This window comes from Streptomyces hainanensis, assembly GCF_004348415.1.
In the GTDB taxonomy this organism is placed as follows: domain Bacteria; phylum Actinomycetota; class Actinomycetes; order Streptomycetales; family Streptomycetaceae; genus Streptomyces; species Streptomyces hainanensis.
The window spans coordinates 1-14,995 of record NZ_SMKI01000166.1 but is presented as its reverse complement, the minus strand read 5'-3'; the positions used below and the strand labels follow the sequence as shown (position 1 = coordinate 14,995).

12 protein-coding genes are annotated in these 14,995 nt (G+C 75.2%); 4 read left to right on the top strand and 8 right to left on the bottom strand.

The annotated features are described in order from the left end of the window. The 3 genes from E1283_RS17135 to E1283_RS17125 all read left to right on the top strand — a co-directional run. Positions 1 to 740 (top strand): carbohydrate-binding protein (locus E1283_RS17135; protein WP_132818930.1); only part of this gene is annotated, 740 nt, incomplete at its 5' end. 124 nt (positions 741 to 864) lie between these two features. After that, positions 865 to 1,842, top strand: coding sequence for a glycoside hydrolase family 6 protein (locus tag E1283_RS17130; protein ID WP_132818929.1), 978 nt, complete (start codon positions 865 to 867; stop codon positions 1,840 to 1,842). Positions 1,843 to 1,978: 136 nt separating this feature from the next. Further along, complete coding sequence (locus tag E1283_RS17125; RefSeq protein WP_132818928.1) at positions 1,979 to 2,725, top strand: phosphotransferase family protein; 747 nt, start codon at positions 1,979 to 1,981, stop codon at positions 2,723 to 2,725. 53 nt (positions 2,726 to 2,778) lie between these two features. On the opposite strand, the gene E1283_RS17120 is transcribed toward E1283_RS17125, so the two are convergent. From E1283_RS17120 to E1283_RS17105, 4 genes are all read right to left on the bottom strand, one after another. Continuing rightward, positions 2,779 to 3,912 (bottom strand): hypothetical protein, encoded by a 1,134-nt coding sequence (locus E1283_RS17120; protein ID WP_132818927.1) that lies wholly within the window; start codon positions 3,910 to 3,912, stop codon positions 2,779 to 2,781. Positions 3,913 to 3,946: 34 nt separating this feature from the next. Next, a complete protein-coding gene (locus E1283_RS17115) occupies positions 3,947 to 4,138 on the bottom strand; it encodes a hypothetical protein (RefSeq protein ID WP_132818926.1) in 192 nt (63 codons plus the stop codon). 192 nt (positions 4,139 to 4,330) lie between these two features. Further along, complete coding sequence (locus tag E1283_RS17110) at positions 4,331 to 5,458, bottom strand: hypothetical protein (RefSeq protein ID WP_132818925.1); 1,128 nt, start codon at positions 5,456 to 5,458, stop codon at positions 4,331 to 4,333. A gap of 280 nt (positions 5,459 to 5,738) precedes the next feature. Further along, positions 5,739 to 6,881: a macro domain-containing protein gene (locus E1283_RS17105; protein ID WP_132818924.1), complete on the bottom strand. Its 1,143-nt coding sequence runs from the start codon at positions 6,879 to 6,881 to the stop codon at positions 5,739 to 5,741. A gap of 161 nt (positions 6,882 to 7,042) precedes the next feature. On the opposite strand from E1283_RS17105, the gene E1283_RS17100 reads away from it, so the two are divergent. Then, positions 7,043 to 8,992, top strand: a complete 1,950-nt coding sequence (locus E1283_RS17100; RefSeq protein WP_132818923.1) for a caspase family protein — start codon at positions 7,043 to 7,045, stop codon at positions 8,990 to 8,992. Here E1283_RS17100 and E1283_RS39460 read toward each other — a convergent pair. From E1283_RS39460 to E1283_RS17080, 4 genes are all read right to left on the bottom strand, one after another. After that, a complete protein-coding gene (locus E1283_RS39460) occupies positions 8,973 to 13,166 on the bottom strand; it encodes a CHAT domain-containing protein (RefSeq protein WP_132818922.1) in 4,194 nt (1,397 codons plus the stop codon). The two genes, E1283_RS17100 and E1283_RS39460, sit on opposite strands and share 20 nt — an antisense overlap. Positions 13,167 to 13,221: 55 nt before the next feature. After that, positions 13,222 to 13,890, bottom strand: coding sequence for an RES family NAD+ phosphorylase (locus E1283_RS17090; RefSeq protein WP_132818921.1), 669 nt, complete (start codon positions 13,888 to 13,890; stop codon positions 13,222 to 13,224). 4 nt (positions 13,891 to 13,894) lie between these two features. Further along, the gene (locus tag E1283_RS17085; RefSeq protein ID WP_132818920.1) at positions 13,895 to 14,557 is read right to left on the bottom strand and encodes a hypothetical protein; all 663 of its coding nucleotides are present in this window, start codon (positions 14,555 to 14,557) and stop codon (positions 13,895 to 13,897) included. 64 nt (positions 14,558 to 14,621) lie between these two features. Further along, positions 14,622 to 14,995: hypothetical protein (locus E1283_RS17080; RefSeq protein WP_207930430.1), on the bottom strand; the 374-nt coding region annotated here is incomplete at its 5' end.

Sequence of the window (14,995 nt, the reverse complement as noted above, 5' to 3'; positions counted from 1 at the left end):
GCCCGACCCTCTACGAGGAGGGGCCGTGGGTCTACAAGCGCGACGGCCTCTACTACCTGGTCTTCGCGGCGAACTGCTGCTCGGAGTCCATCGCCTACTCCACGGCCCCCGGCCCCACCGGGCCCTGGACCTTCCGGGGAACGATCATGCCCGCACAGGGCAGCAGCTTCACCAACCATCCCGGGATCATCGACTTCCGGGGCAGTTCCTACTTCTTCTACCACAACGGCGCGCTGCCCGGCGGCGGCGGCTTCACCCGCTCCGTCGCCGTGGAGCGGTTCCAGTACAACGCCGACGGCACCATCCCGACGATCAACATGACCACCGCCGGGGTGCCACAGCTGGGGACGCTCGACCCGTTCGTCCGCCAGGAGGCGGAGACCAGCGCCTGGGCCTCCGGCGTCGAGACCGAACCGTCAGGCGAGGGCGGGATGAACGTCGGCTACGTCGACAACGGCGACTGGCTCAGGATCAGGGGCGCCGCCTTCGGCACGGGCGCGAGCTCCTTCAGCGCGCGGGTGGCCTCGGCGACCAGTGGCGGCACCATCGAAGTACGCCTGGACAGCGCCAACGGCCCACGAGTCGGGACCTGCACCGTGCCAGGCACCGGCGGCTGGCAGACCTGGACCACCGTCTCCTGCCCCGTCACCGGCGCCACCGGAACCCGCGACCTCTACCTCCGGTTCACCGGCGGAAGCGGCTTCCTCCTCAACATGAACTGGTGGCGGTTCACCCGCTGAGCGCCCAGTCGTCGACGGCTCCGATCGACAACTCCGCCCCGGCGTTCCACTCTCCGACCGTCACCCCGGAACGCCTCCCCGAGTCGGGGAGCGCTTCCGGCCCTCCACGAAGTGAGGTACGTCCATGCGCACGCTCTTACGAGGGGCAGTGGCAGCCCTCCTCGCTCTGCCGCTCTTCCTGACGTCGTCGCCGCCTGCCCAGGCGGCACCGGCATCCACCCCGCTGGCCATGGCCAGTGGCTTCTACGTCGACCCCAACTCCAGCCCCGCCGTCTGGGCGGCCGCCAACCCCGGTGACGGACGCGCGTCCGCGATCCGCGACTCCATCGCCAACACCCCCATGGCCCGCTGGTTCGGCTCCTGGAGCGGCGACATCCGTTCCGCCGTCGGCTCCTACGTCGGCGCGGCCCAGTCCGCCGACAAACTGCCGCTCCTCGTCGCCTACAACATGTACGGCCGCGACGCCTGCGGTGGGCACTCGGGGGGCGGAGCCCCGTCCCCGTCCGCGTACGCGAGTTGGATCGCCGCCTTCGCCGGCGGTATAGGCGGCCGGCCGGCCGTCGTCGTGCTGGAACCCGACGCCCTCGGCGACTACAGCTGCATGTCCCAGGCTCAGATCGTCGAGCGTCAGAACATGCTCGTCAACGCCCTCTCCCAACTCCGGTCGAACGCGCCGAACGCCTGGGTCTACCTCGACGGGGGCAACCCCGGCTGGATCGACGCCTCGACCATGGCCGATCGGCTCAACGCGTCCGGCCTCGGCCTGGCCAGGGGCTTCTCCCTCAACGTCTCGAACTACTTCCGCACCGACGAGAACGCGTCCTACGCCAACAGCGTCAACCAGGCGCTGCGCCAGCGTCACGGCTACACCAGGCCGTTCGTCGTGGACACCAGCCGCAACGGCAACGGCTCCAACGGCGAGTGGTGCAACCCCGGCGGACGCCGGATCGGCACGCCCACCCAGCAAGGAGGCAGCGGCGCCGAGATGCTCCTGTGGCTCAAGACCCCGGGTGAGTCCGACGGCAACTGCGGTGTCGGATCGGGCTCCACGGCCGGGCAGTTCCTGCCGGAGGTCGCCTACCGGATGATCTACGGCTACTGACACCTGACGTCAACCACCTCGGCACGGGCGCACCCGGCCCGCGCCGAGGTCGGCGGCACCGGGGCCAGACGGAGTGAGCGGTCGATCGCCATGCGGGGCTTCGCGCCGACGATCATCCCCGGGATAGTGGGCGCCCATGGATGAGGTCAAAGTCGTCGTCGCCCATTCCGAACGCGCGACTCTGCGCGTCGGCGACGTGTTCCTGAAGGTGGACGCCGATCAGGCGCGCCTCGACGTCGAGGTCGAGGCGATGTCCCTCGCGCCGGTCCCCACCCCGGAGGTCCTGTGGCGCAAGGCGCCCGTGCTCGCGATCGCCGCACTCCCGGGGACGGCGCTCGGCCGTCTCGGCGGGCCGTCGACCGGGTCGTCGGCGGCGTGGACCGCGGCGGGCGCCGCCATCCGGAAGCTGCACGACGCGCCGCTGCCGCCCTGGGCCGGCCGGCGCCGCAGGAGTCCCGACGAGTTGGTGGCGGAACTCGACGGCGAGTGCGAGTCGCTCGTGACGAACGGCGTCCTGCCCGCCGACCTGGTCAACCGCAACCGCCGGGTCGCCGAGGCCGCGCTCCGGCCGTGGACTCCGGTGTTCACGCACGGCGACCTGCAGATCGATCATGTCTTCGTCGACGGCGACGAGGTCACCGGCATCATCGACTGGTCCGAGGCGGGCCGGGGTGATGCCCTGTTCGACCTCGCCACCCTGACGCTCGGACACGAGGAGCACCTCGACGACGTCATCGCCGGCTATGGCACCGACATCGACCTCGACGTGATCCACGCGTGGTGGTCCTTGCGGAGCCTGCTGGGGGTTCGCTGGCTGGTCGAGCACGGCTTCGACCCCTTCGCGCCGGGCTGTGAGGTCGACGTGCTGAGATCCCGGATGTGAGGCCGCGCCGGCCCGACTCGCCACGCCTGCGTTCTGACGCATCGGCGGGCCGCCTACTGTCCAGGCCGCGAGGCCGTCAGGCTCGGTGCGGGCGCCCCACCGGAGGCGTGGGCGAAGGTGCCACCGGCCGAGCAGCCGTACGCCACGAGCGCGATACCCAGGGCCAGGAGGACGGCGATCAGGAGGCCGACCGTGCGGACGTCCGTGAAGGGCCCGGGATCGTCGCGCCGCTCGGCCGGCGCCCGGAAGGGTGCCGGCACCGGCACCGGCACCGGGGAAGCGGCAGGTCGTGGCTCGGCGGGAGACGGAGCCGGGGCGGGCTCCGCGGGCACACGCCTCCCGGTGGGGGGCGTCCGGGTGGCGGCGCGGAACAGCGCGACCCACGCTTCCTCGGGAAGGCCGGGACGCTCGCTGAGGATCTCCCGCAGCGCCCGCCGGGCCGCCGGGGATCCGTCGGAGGCCAGCCACAGCTCGGGCAGGAGGGTCCTCAGCCGGTCCGCCACCCACGGCTCGGCGGCGAACGGGCGGACGGCGTGGCGGTAGAGGCGCGTGACCTGGGCGACTCGGTTGTCCGGCTCGCCCGCCGCCAGCTGTTCCAGGAGGAGCCGGCGTTCGAGCAGCACGGCGCAGAGCCGCCTCCGTAGCGGCGCGGGCCAGTCGGCGAGGCGCGCGCACACCTCGGCGAGCAGCTTCGGGAGGCCCTCGGCGGAGGCCTCGTACCGACTCAGCGCGCGCAGCAGTTCGTCGTCGGCCGGCCTTCGGGGCACTTCCCGGGGCGGTGCCAGGCGTTGAGGGACAGGGGTCAGGGCCTGCCGCGCCGCGCGCAGCAGCCACTCGTCGCCCGTTCCGAGGGGCTGCCCGGCGAGCAGCTCGCCGAAGATGCCGTGGAGCCCCCACAGGACGGCGAACCGGTCACGGCCATGGGACCGGTCCAGCAGCGCGAAACGGCGGTTCGGGTTGCGGAGCACCTCCGCGACGACGGCGGCGAGTGTGCCGGCCACCCGTGGCTCCAGCGACGCCCGGGTCAGTCGGAGCAGGTTCTCCTCCCGTTCGGCGGTCAGGTCGGTGACGGGCACGGCGGGCAACGGACCTCGCACCCGGTCCAGCGGCAGGGGGTTCCGCTGCCAGGTCCAGGTGTGCAGGGCGAGGCAGGCGGCCGTGGTCAGGTGCTCGGCCGGTCCCTCCAACGCGTGGCAGACCGTGCCCGACCGGCCGGCGGGGTCACGGCCCGGGGTCCGGTGCCCGAGGAGCGCCGAGTTCCCGCTCCTGCCCAGCACCCGCACCACCGAGCCGTTCGAGGGCCTGGTTGAGGGCGGCGGGGAAGTCGGTGCCCGGCCCGACCAGCTCCCGGTCGGGGCGGGCCAGGTTCTGCGCGCAGGTGCCGATGTGCTGCCGCCCGGCCGCGTCGAGCACGGTCGGCTCGCAGACCTGGTGGGCCGCCGTCTGGCCTTCCCGCTCCGCGCTGCCGAAGCCGATGACCGTGGCCCGGGAACGCTCGGAGATCTCCGCCTGGGCGATGGTGGCGGCGGCCTCGACCTCACGGTCGAGGTCGGCCTGGCTCGCGGGCGTACGGTGGGCCGTGCCGCCGTTCTGTCACGACGCGCCTCACGACGCGCCTCCGTCCGTCGACGGCGGTCGGGAACCCGGGCCGCCCCGGCGTGCCAGTTCCGCCACGTAGAGGCGTTCCAGTGCGGTCCGTCTGGCGGCGACCTGTCCGCTGATGTCCGCCCGTAGCCGGGGATCCACCGGGTCGCCGTGTTCGACGGCCCGTTCCAGCGCGGTGAGCGCGGCCTCGGGAGCGGGCCCCGACGTGGAGCGGGGCTGCCGCAGGACGCGCAGTTGCTGGGCGGCCCACTCGGCGGTCTCCCGCCGGCCCGCGGCCCGCCAGTTCGCGGCGTACGCGCGTTCACGGGCCGCGTGCAGGAGCGGCAGGGCGTCGGCGGGGCGGTGGGAGGCGAGTTCCACGGCCCGGCCGAGTCCCTCCTGGAGTCGGGCGCACGCGGCGACCGGGACGGCCGGGTCCAGTCCCGCCAGCAACTCCTCGCCGAGTTCGGCGGCCAGGGCGGCGGTCAGGGCGGGGGCCACGGGCAACGGGGAAGTGTAGGGCGGCAGGGCGTCGGCCGCCTCCCGCTCGGTGCGGGCCTCGGCGTAGTCCGTGAGCGCCCGTTCGCGGCGGGCCCACAGCCGTCGAGCGGTGGCCGTGGGACGGTCGTCCTCGCTGGCGGCGGCGCACAGCGACGCGACCTGCCGGGCCAGCTCGGTCTCCGCCCGCCGCACGGTGCGGTCCGTCAGGGCGAGCCACGTGTGGATCTCGTCGAGGCGCAGGCCGGCGGGAACGAGCGCGGGCGGCAGTTCCGGACGGGCGGGCGCGGCGCTCGGCTCGCCTCCCTGCCCGTCGGGTGGCGCCACCCGGCGGACGCGCGCGTGGAGGACGTCGAGCCTCGCGTTCGCCCGGCTGACGGCGAAGGTGGCGTCCTGCCACTCCGTGGGCGACCCGTGGGGCGGCTGCGGCTCCCCCGCCCGGTGGGGCGCCGCCGCCGCGGCCCGCAGTGCGGCGGCGGCCAGCGCCCGGGCCCCGGCCATGGCCGCCCAGGTGGCGAGCAGTGCGCCGCTCAGTGTGCCGAGGCGGGCCTCCGCCGGGTCGACGCGCGACGAGCCTCGCGCCTCGGGCCCGGGGAACTCCACGATCGGAACGACGAAGGTCACGACGGGCGCGACGCGTCCGGGGCTCATGGCGCCTCCCCTGCCGGTATTCCCGGTAGCGGGGCCGAGTCGGTCACGCGTCACCTCCAGTCGGCGGGATTCCGCGTGGTTCGCCCTCGCGCGTTCCCCGACGAATCGGCGGAACGGGGGCATCGCGGAACTGCGGACTGGCAGCGTAGGGAGACGAGCCGGGCGACTGGCGGGTGAAACCGCGGCACCGCCGGTGCTTTTCCGGGCCTGTTCCGGCGACGAACCGTCAGGAGCCGGGCCGGCCGGTGGGGAGCGACCGGCCAGGCCAGGCCAGGTCAGGTCAGGGCGACGGGCGGGCCGTCGGACCGGCCCCGAGGTCGAGGTCGGCGACGGCCTCGGCAGCGGCCCGGTTCCTGGTGACCAGGTGCACGGTCCAGCGGGGATCGCGCTGCAACTCCTCGTGCACCGCCCAGGCGATCCACCGGGCGCTGACCTCGGGCGGCACCCTGCCGCGCCCCGTGCCCAACAGCGGGAAGCAGATGGAGGACAGCGGTGGGTCGAACTCGTCCCGCTCGGCGCGGGCCAGCGCGAACGACTCGCGCACGGCGCGGGCGATGTCGTCGGGCGCCACGGAGTACCCGTCCCGGTCGCGCAGCGGCACCGCCACGGCCGCGTGGTAGATCCGGTGGACGCCCTGTCCGGCCAGCGCGCCCGACGAGGTGGGGACGACCGTGCCCGGCCTCACCTGCAACCCCGGTCGGTGGTGCCGGCGTACCCAGGTGGCGAGTTCGTTGGCGAGCACGTCCTCCACCAACTCCCCGGCCGCGTCGCGGATCGCGGCCGCCGACCGCAGCGAGCCGGAGAGGGTGGGGATGAACGTCTTGGACATCTCCAGGTAGACGTTCTCCGAGGACACCAGGATGTCGATGTCCCGCAGCAGCTCGACCGGGGAGACGTGCAGCACGAAGGGCACGGGCGCGTCGGCCACGGTCGTGGTGAACGTCTCGGGCGGGGCCGGGGCGTTCCGCGGAGGTCCGGGGTCGGGCGCCGCCCGGGGCCCGCGCCCGGAGCCGTGTTCCCGGGACAGCGCGAGCACCGCCTCGGCGAGTTGCTTGAGCACCCGTTCCTCGGGCCCCCGGCGGAAGGTCTCCGGGGCGATCCCGTACACCCCGGCGGCCCGCCTGCGGCGGTCCTGCGCGGCGGCGCCGCGGAAGCCGGCGACCAGACCGAAGGTGTAGGCCGCGGCCCGGCCCAGGTCGTCGTCCTCGCCGAGCCGCCGCACGGCCTGGCGCAGCAGTTCCTCCACCCCGGCCGGAACTTCGTCGTCCTTGGCGCACAGCCCGCGGCGTTCGGCGGCCCACCGCAGCGCGGGAGGCGGCGCGTCGCGCAGGTGGACGAGGCCGGGACGGCGTAACGCCCTGAGATCCTTCAGGATGTCGGCGTGGGAGGGGGTGTTCGGCGGGGATTCGTCGTCCTTGCCCATGACGTCACGATAGAGCGACCCGTCCCTCGGGGGGAGCGGGCAAATCCCCCGCGCACCCGCGGCGAAGCCCCGGCCGGCGCCCGGCACCGTGCGGAAAGCACCCGGAAGCGGACCGGGGAACGGCCTGCGCACGGTCGGCCCCGGCCGCCATAATCCGGCTCATGGCCGAGACCTACGCCCTGTTGATCGGTGTCGATGCCTATCCGCCTGAGGTGTCGAGCCGCCCGCTGCGGGGCGCCGTCAACGACGTCCTGGCCGCGCGGGCCTGGCTGGCGCCCCGTGGCGCGCACCTCGCCGAGATCCACGACGCCGCGGCGACGCGCGACGCGATCGTGGCCGGCATCCGCTCCCACCTGGGGCGGGCCGGCGAGGGGGACACGGCGCTGCTGTGGTTCTCCGGCCACGGAACCGAACTGGAGACCGCCGACCCGCGGCACCAGCGCGTCGAGGCGGCCACGGGACGGTGCCAGGCCCTGCTCGCCGTCGACGGCCCGTTGGTGGACAAGGAACTCGGCGCGCTCCTCGACGCGACCGCGGCCCCCGGCACGCACGTGGTGGCGGTGCTCGACTGCTGCTACTCCGGCGGCGGAACCCGGGACCCGGAGCTGATCCCGAGATACGCCCCGCCGCGGCCGTCCTGGCGCGCCCCGGTCGCGACCGGTCGCGACGCCGCGGTCACGGCCGGGCATGTCGAACCCCGGCACGCGCTGCTGGCCGCGAGCCGGCTCACCGAGCGCGCCTACGAGGCGGAGACGCCTCTCGGCGAGGTCCGCGGCGTGTTCAGCCAGGCGCTCCTCACCGCCGCCTGGGCCGCCGGCCCGGCCGCGAGCTGCCGCGAGCTGCTGACCGCCGCCCACGCCCGGGTCCGGCGCCTCGGGGTGCCGCAACACCCCGTGCTGTGGCCCGAAGAGCCGGGCGGCCCGACCGACCGGCCGCTGCTCGGCGGTGCCGCGGCGACCGAGCCCAGCCCGTACCTGCTGCGTTGCGGGCACGACGGCTGGGAGGTGACCGCCGGCGCGGCCCACGGGTTGCGCGTCGGGGACCCGGCCCGGCTGGCGTTCACCGTGACCGGGGACGGCCCCGAGGGAGGCCGCACGGTACGGGCCCGCGTGGTCGAGCCGACGCGCACCCTCGTCGACGCGAGGGGCTGGATGCCGGATGATCGGCGGCGGGCGTACCCGGTGGCGATGTCCGAACTGCCGCTGCCACCCGCGACGGTGACGATCGACGCGGCGGCCGCGCCGGCGGCCGCGGCCTGGATCCGGGCGGCGGCCGCCGGCTCGCCGCTGCTGCGCGTGACCGAGAAGGAGGCGGAGGACGGGCGGCGGGCTGCTCTCGGCTCGGCGGTCCTGCGGCTGGCGGTGAGCGGGGAGGGGGCGCGGGTGGCACCCGTGGACGAGGACCTGCCGCCCGTACCCGAACTGCCGCTGCGCGGGCCGCTCGACGCCACGCGGGTCGTCGACTGCCTCCACCACCTCGCCCGCTGGCGCCAGCTGCGCGACCTGGACTGCCCGGCGTCGTCGGTGAGCAGCCGGGTGAGCGTCGAGATCGTCCCCTGGGGCGAGGAGGAGCCCTGTCGGCCGGGCGGCGACGGCGAGTACCTCTTCTCCTACACCGGGGGGCCCGGCCACTGGCGGGAGCCGTGGGTGTCGATCCGGCTGCGTAACCGCTCCAGCGTCGCCGTCTGGTGCGTGTTGCTCGACCTGACCGACAGCTACGCCGCCAACTCGGTTCTCTTCCCCGGCCACTTCATCGGCCCGGGCCGCGTCGGGCACGCCCTGGACGGGGACCCGGTGCAGCTGTCCCTGCCCGCTTCCCGGCCGCCGGGGCCGGGCGCGGCGGCGCGCGACTGGCTGAAGCTGATCGTGGCCGAGGGAGAGCTGAACACGGTGCCGTTCCACCTTGCCCCCTGGCGTCCGGACGCCACTCCGGCGGCGCGCGAGGACGCGGCCGGGCCCGGCGACGGCGTCCTGCGGCTGACGTCCCCCACCCCGTCCGGCAGCCGGGACGTCGGCCCCGCGACCGGGACGGGACACGGCGGTCCAGGCCGGTGGGCGACGGTCACACTGCCGCTGCGGACCGTCGTGCCGGTCAGCGGCCGAGGTGGGTGAACCCGGCCCAGGCACTGAGGTCGTCGGGGTCGACGTGGGCCGCGCGGGCCGCCAGCTCCGGAGGCATGCCCGGCGGAGGGCGTCGAAGCGGGTCGACCACCCACAGCTGCGCCCGCCGCAACGCCTGCCCCGGCGGCAGGCCGCCCCGCCGCAGGTAGTGGTGGGTCAGGAACATCAACACCGAGGTGGCGTCGTCCGGCACGGGCCACAGCGAGCCGATCACCGAGCCGGCGCCCGCCGCCAGGAAGGCCGTCGACAGGCTGAACGCCTCGTCGTGCCCCCGGCCGGAGACGTGGCTGCGGCACGCCGCGAGCACCACCACCTCCAACTCGGCGGCGGCCGCCTCCACCACGTCCTCCGCCGACACCCGGCCGCCGTGCAGGGACAGGTGGGCGCTGTCCCGCCCGCCGCCGGTCGCCGCCGACGGCGCCACGGTGGCGTGGCACGCCAGGTGCAGCACCCCGCCGGAACCGCCGGGCGATCGCAGCCACTCCCGGACCCGGTCCGGCGTCCCCGCCGGACCGCCGAGGAACGTGCCCCCCGGGTAGAAGGCGCGGTGCACGGCCGCCGCCTCGACGCCCGCGTACGCCAGGTCCCCCCGCGGATCGCCCACCACCAGCGCCGTGCCCGAGTGCCGTACGGTCGGACGCGCGGCCACCTCGCACAACAGCCGGGCCGACGCCGCGTACGACACCTCCGCCTCCGCGAAGGCGTAGCGCCGCCGGCCCTCGACGCCGGGCTCCCAGGCCGCATGCCAGGGCACGGCCGCCAACGCCCCCATCGGCACCAGCACCAGCCGGGGGTGGCGGCGCCTGGCCCGCCGCATCGGGGCGAACTCGGCCAGCACGTCCCGCATCGCCGCGTCCCAGGCCCACCGGCACAGCCGGTCAAGCCGTTCGTGGAACGGCACGCCATGGGTCGGCGCGCCGGAGGTCGGCGCGCCGGCACCGCCGACCGGCCCGAGGTCGCGGTTCGTTCCCGCCACCGGCCCGTACTCCCGCAGCACCTCGGCTTCCTCCAGCAGCCGCGGCAGCACCACCCGGCGGACCCGGCCGTCGGCCGTCACCACCACGGCGGCGCCCCAGGGCAGCGCGCCGGTCCCCGACCAGCGCGGCAGCATCCCGGGGGGCGGCGGCAGGGGTCGCAGGGCCGGGACGAGGTAGACCAGCGCGTCACGGCCGACCGCCCGCAGCGCCGCGCCGATCTCCGCCAGGGAAGGCGGATCGAGCAGCCGGTCCCGTGGCTGCCGCTCCCCTGAGGGGCCGTTGAGCTGTCCCAGAACCCGGTGGCGCAACTCGCTCGGCACCGCGCCGTCACCACCGCCCGCGGCGGCCGCGGCGCGCCACTCGGCGGCCAACTCCCGCCGGCCGGCCGCCTCCAGCCGCTCGGCGACCGAGCGGGAGGTCATGGCCGCGTGCAGGATCAGTCCCCGGCAGGAGTCGAGCGCCGTCATCGCCTCGGCCGGCACGTTGTCGGTCAGGCACCAGGCCGCCGTCTGGAGCGCCACCTCCGAGGCCCGGCCGACGGCCTCCGCGGCGTGTTCGGTGCCGGACTGCGACAGCACCGACCAGGCGCCGCCGCGCAGCGCGGACAGCAGCGCCCGGCGGGCCCGGGCCCGGTCGTCGCGGCCGGCCCGGCCCTTCCCCTCCGCCCGCAGCCGATAGAGCGTGCCCAGGATCCGGCCCGCGTCGAACCACAACCGGCTGTTCTCCGGCCCGCCGATCCGGGCCAGGAGTCGCTCGAGCCAGGCGATGCCCTCCTCCGACCAGGCGGCCCGCCGGCGCGCACTGCGGTCGACGACGCTCAGGGCGCAGAGGGCGTTGCCGAGGACGAAGGCATACCGGATCCAGGAGTGGTCGCCTTCGTCCACCAGTTCCAGGGCGGCCCGCAGTAGCTTCAGGCTCTCCTCGACGGCGCCGGGATCGTCGGTCATCAGGGCGTTGGTCAGCCGGGCCGCGCCACCGTCCCCCAGCACCCAGACGCGGAGGAAGCCGGGTAGCCGGGCGGCCGCCCGCAGCACCTCGGCCGGTGGCAGCTGGCCGCCCGGCGGAAGCGGAGCGAGGGGCACGCCGAGCCGGGACGCCAGCGCGTCGCGCGCCGCCCGCAGCATCTCGTGCGCCGTGTACAGCACGATCCGCCGCGCGTCCTGGGGCGCCCGGGCGGCCAACGCCTCGGCCACTGTCGCCAGCTGGCGGTCGGCGGCGGGCAGGTCCCCCACTTCGGCGGCACGCAGGCCCTGGATGGCCGCCGTCTCCTCCGCGGTCCCGCGACGCATGGCCGGGGAGACGCGCTCGGTGTCGAACATCTCCGGCAGCGAGGACAGGCCGGCGAGGCCCGCACCCACGTCGTCCAGGCCGCCGCGATGCCTGCCGCGGTGGTAGCGGGCGAGGGATCGAAGGCTCTCGATGTCGCGTCCGAGGCCACCGCCGTCGCCCGGCGCCGCCGCGCTCGCGGCGTCCAGGTGGGTCAGGACCTCGTCCCAGCGCCGCTCGTCGCCGCTGGTCAACGCGTCGTGGGCCAGCGCCATCCCGGTGATGGCGTGGGCGACGTGCGGGTCGGCCTCCCCCCGGTCGGTCGCGACGGCCGCCGCGACGAGCGCGTCGCGCTGCTCGCGGGTGAACCGGGTGCCGTCGTGGTCGATCAGCGGCAGCACGGCCAACAGGCTCCTGGCCAGCTTTCCGTGTTCCGCCGAGCCGGGTTCGGAGCGCCGCCACTCCTCGAAGCCGCGTTCGCGGAGCCCTCGTACGGCGCGGCGCAGTTCCCGGCCCAGGCCGGTGACCTCGGCGTCGTCGTGGGTGACGTGCCCTTCGGCCATCGCCTCGCCGAGGAACTCCAGCAGGGGCGGCATCTCGACGTCCATCCGGACATCGGTCAGGGAGGTCGCCGTGCCGTCCCCGCTCGCCGGCCCGACCAGGCCGGAGTCGACGAACCCGCGCAGAACCTGGGCGAGGCTTCGGGCCAGCGGCGTCTCCTCCCCGGAGTCGAGCACCCGCCGGGCGGCCTCGGCGACGACGGCCAGCCTGTCGGCGTCCTGGTCGTCCTGGTAGCGGCCCAGTTCCAGGAAGCCGAGAACGATCGCGGCCTGGCCCACGGACCCATGGTCCGGCTGCCAGCGCGCCACCGCCCGCCGCAACATGGCGAGGGCCGCGTCGCGGCCGGCGTCGTCACCGTCGCGCGCCGCCCGGTCGTAGCGGAGTTGCGCGAACGCCTCGACGAACGGAGCGTCCATCCGGTCCTCCGCGCCGGGCTCCCGGAGCAGGGCGTCCAGCCGGCCGGCGGCGATCTCCGCCTCGGCCTGTTCGTCCCAGTCCCGCCACAGCACGGCGCGGACATAGACGTCGAAGACCCGCGCCTGCCACTCCCACGACGGCGGTTCGCCGGAGGCGGACCCCGCCCGGGCCAGGGCGGCTTCGAACTCGTCGCGCGCCTGCCGGAGGGCGTCCCCGTCGTTGTCGAGCACGCCGAGGACGACCAGCATGGCGGCCAGGTCGTGGTGGACACGGGCCTGTTCCGGGCCGGTCCGCAACCCGGAGAGCGCGGCACGCTGGTGGTGGACCGCCGCGTGGTAGTCGGGCGTCCCGCCGCCCGCGCGCGCCCGCTCGAACAGCAGCTCGGCCCTCCCGAGGTGCAGCGCCACCCAGTCGGGGGTGCCCTCCGGCTGGTGTCCGAGCGCCTCCTCCTGGGCGGCGAGCGCCGCGGCCAACACCTCCGGGGACGGGGCCGCCGCGTAACGCGCCCTGGCCACGACCGCCAGCAGGAACCTGGCCAGCGCCGCGATCACCGCGTACTCCGGCCTCCCGTCCAGGACCGCCACTCCCGCGGCGGCCGCCTCGGCCACCGCGTCCCACGGAGCCGCGCCGCGCCGGCCCCGCTGCGCGTCGAACTCGTGGCGGCAGGCGAGCACATGGGCGTGGACGACGCGCCGCACCTGCCACTCGTCCTGGTCCTCGGGCGGCGCGAGCAGCGCCTCGGACAACGCCCGGTCCGCGAGCCGCAGATCCGCCTCGTCCCGCTCGGCGAGGAACAGGGCGTAGCTGTGCAGCCCGACCGCCCCCCACGCCTCGGGCAGATCGGGATCGTCGGACGGCAGCCGCAGCACGATCTCCAAGGCGGCGTCCCGCCAGGCGCGCGGGTCGGGGGCCGGTGCTTCCACGGGCCGGTCCTCGGCAGTCACGGTTGCGGCCTCCTGGCCGTGTGGTCGTTCGACGCCCGGTGGCCGATCCCCACCGTCAGCCCTGGCCCGCGGGTGGGGCGAGCAGCGTCCCGTACGGCTCCAGGAGAGCGTTGAGCCACTCCGTCCCCTCCCTGGACGAGAGGTCGATCGGCGGCTCGTCCGACTCGGCCACGGCGTCCGGCGGGTAGCGGTCGGCGAACAGGACGAGCGCGCGGTGCGCGGGCTCGCGCTTGGACGGCCAGACGAAGCCCTGTGCCCGGTCGCCGGCTCGGGAACGGATCCAGTGCCCCCAGTCCCGGGTGTAGGGGTACTCCGCCGACTCGGTCTGCACCAGCCAGGAGTCCTGGCTGACGGCGGCCAGGTCACGGCCGCCCATCAGCGAGATGACGGTCACCGGTCGGGCCAGGTGGAGGAACGACAGGCGGCGCCCCCGCACGGCGGGAGACGGCAGCAGACGGGGGCCGCCCGCGGGGTCGAAGGGGATGGAGCGCAGCAGCGTCTCGCAGACGGCGGCCTCCACGGTGAGCCCGGCGTAGAGGTAGCCGTACGGGTCGCAGGCGGTGGCGTCGAACCGCCCTCCGCCCCAGAGACAGTGGGAGGGTACGGGGTTGGCCGCGGTACCGGACCGGGCGGCGGAGTGGACGCGGAAGAGCCGGGTCCCGGCGGGCAGCACCACCCTGGTCGGGGTGCCGGGCAGGGCCTCGGGCGGGCGGACGCGTGGCATCGGCTCAGATCCCCTCCTCGGATGTCAGATGGCGCGCCAGGTCGGGAAGCAGCGCGGCGTCCTGGGTGCCCAGCAGGTGCGCGGGAGACGTGCGTCCGGTGCCGAGCCAGGCGTTCGGCGACAACCACCAGTCGGCCGCGCCCCAGGGGTCGCGACGGGCGTCCAGCAGGAGGTTGACCTCCAGGACCACGGGGCGCGGCTCGGGGGGCGCGGACGGGGCGGCCGGCGCGGACGGCGCGAACTGGAAGAGCGGCAGCCTCTCCCCACCGCCCGGGCCGGGCAGCCGGATGAACGCCTGCTGGGCCTCCCAGCGCTCCGCGAACTCGTCGTCCAGCATGGGCGTCGCCAACAGCCGGTCCCGCACCGGACCCAGTACGGGACCGACCATGCGGTGTCCGTCGATCAGCAGGACCGCCAGGTCCTCGGGCCGAAACCCCCCGCCGGAGTCGACGGCCTCGGCATAGCGGCCTCCCGCTTCCGACCCGAGCAGTGGCCCCACCACGCGGGCGGCCGACTCGGCGGCCTGCCGCCGCCGGTCGCTGCCCGGCGGCTCGGCCCGCATGACCGTCAGGTGCCGCCTGAGCCGCGCGGCCTCGTCGGCTCCGAGAACGGCCAGCAGCCGATCGAAGTCGGCCGCGGCGGCGGCCAGCATCCGGTCCGCGTTCACGACACCTCCACCCGGCCGGCCGCCCCCGCCGGCTCATCCGTCGGCGGCCGAGCGGCCACGGAAATCAACACACGTTGTCATACCGACACCATTCCCCGACAAGATCATCGACACCCGAGACACCGAGAAGCGCCAACGCAGACGCGGCGATACCGAACAGCGTCGCCCAGTACGTCGCCCAAGAGATCCTTCCCCGCCGCACCTCTTTACCCAACTGCCCCCCGATCCTGAGAAAAACGGACACCGGGGCGAGGAGTATGACCGAGAAGACCGCGAACTGTTCCCCGGAAATCTCGTCCTCGGGACCGATTCCCATCGATTGCGCGTATCTCACATTCAGAGTCCATCCGACGACAAACCCCAGGACGCACCAGACCAGAAACAGCGCCAGGCCGGGTTCGTCCCTGTTCTCGTTGCCCCCCGGCATACCTCCCCACC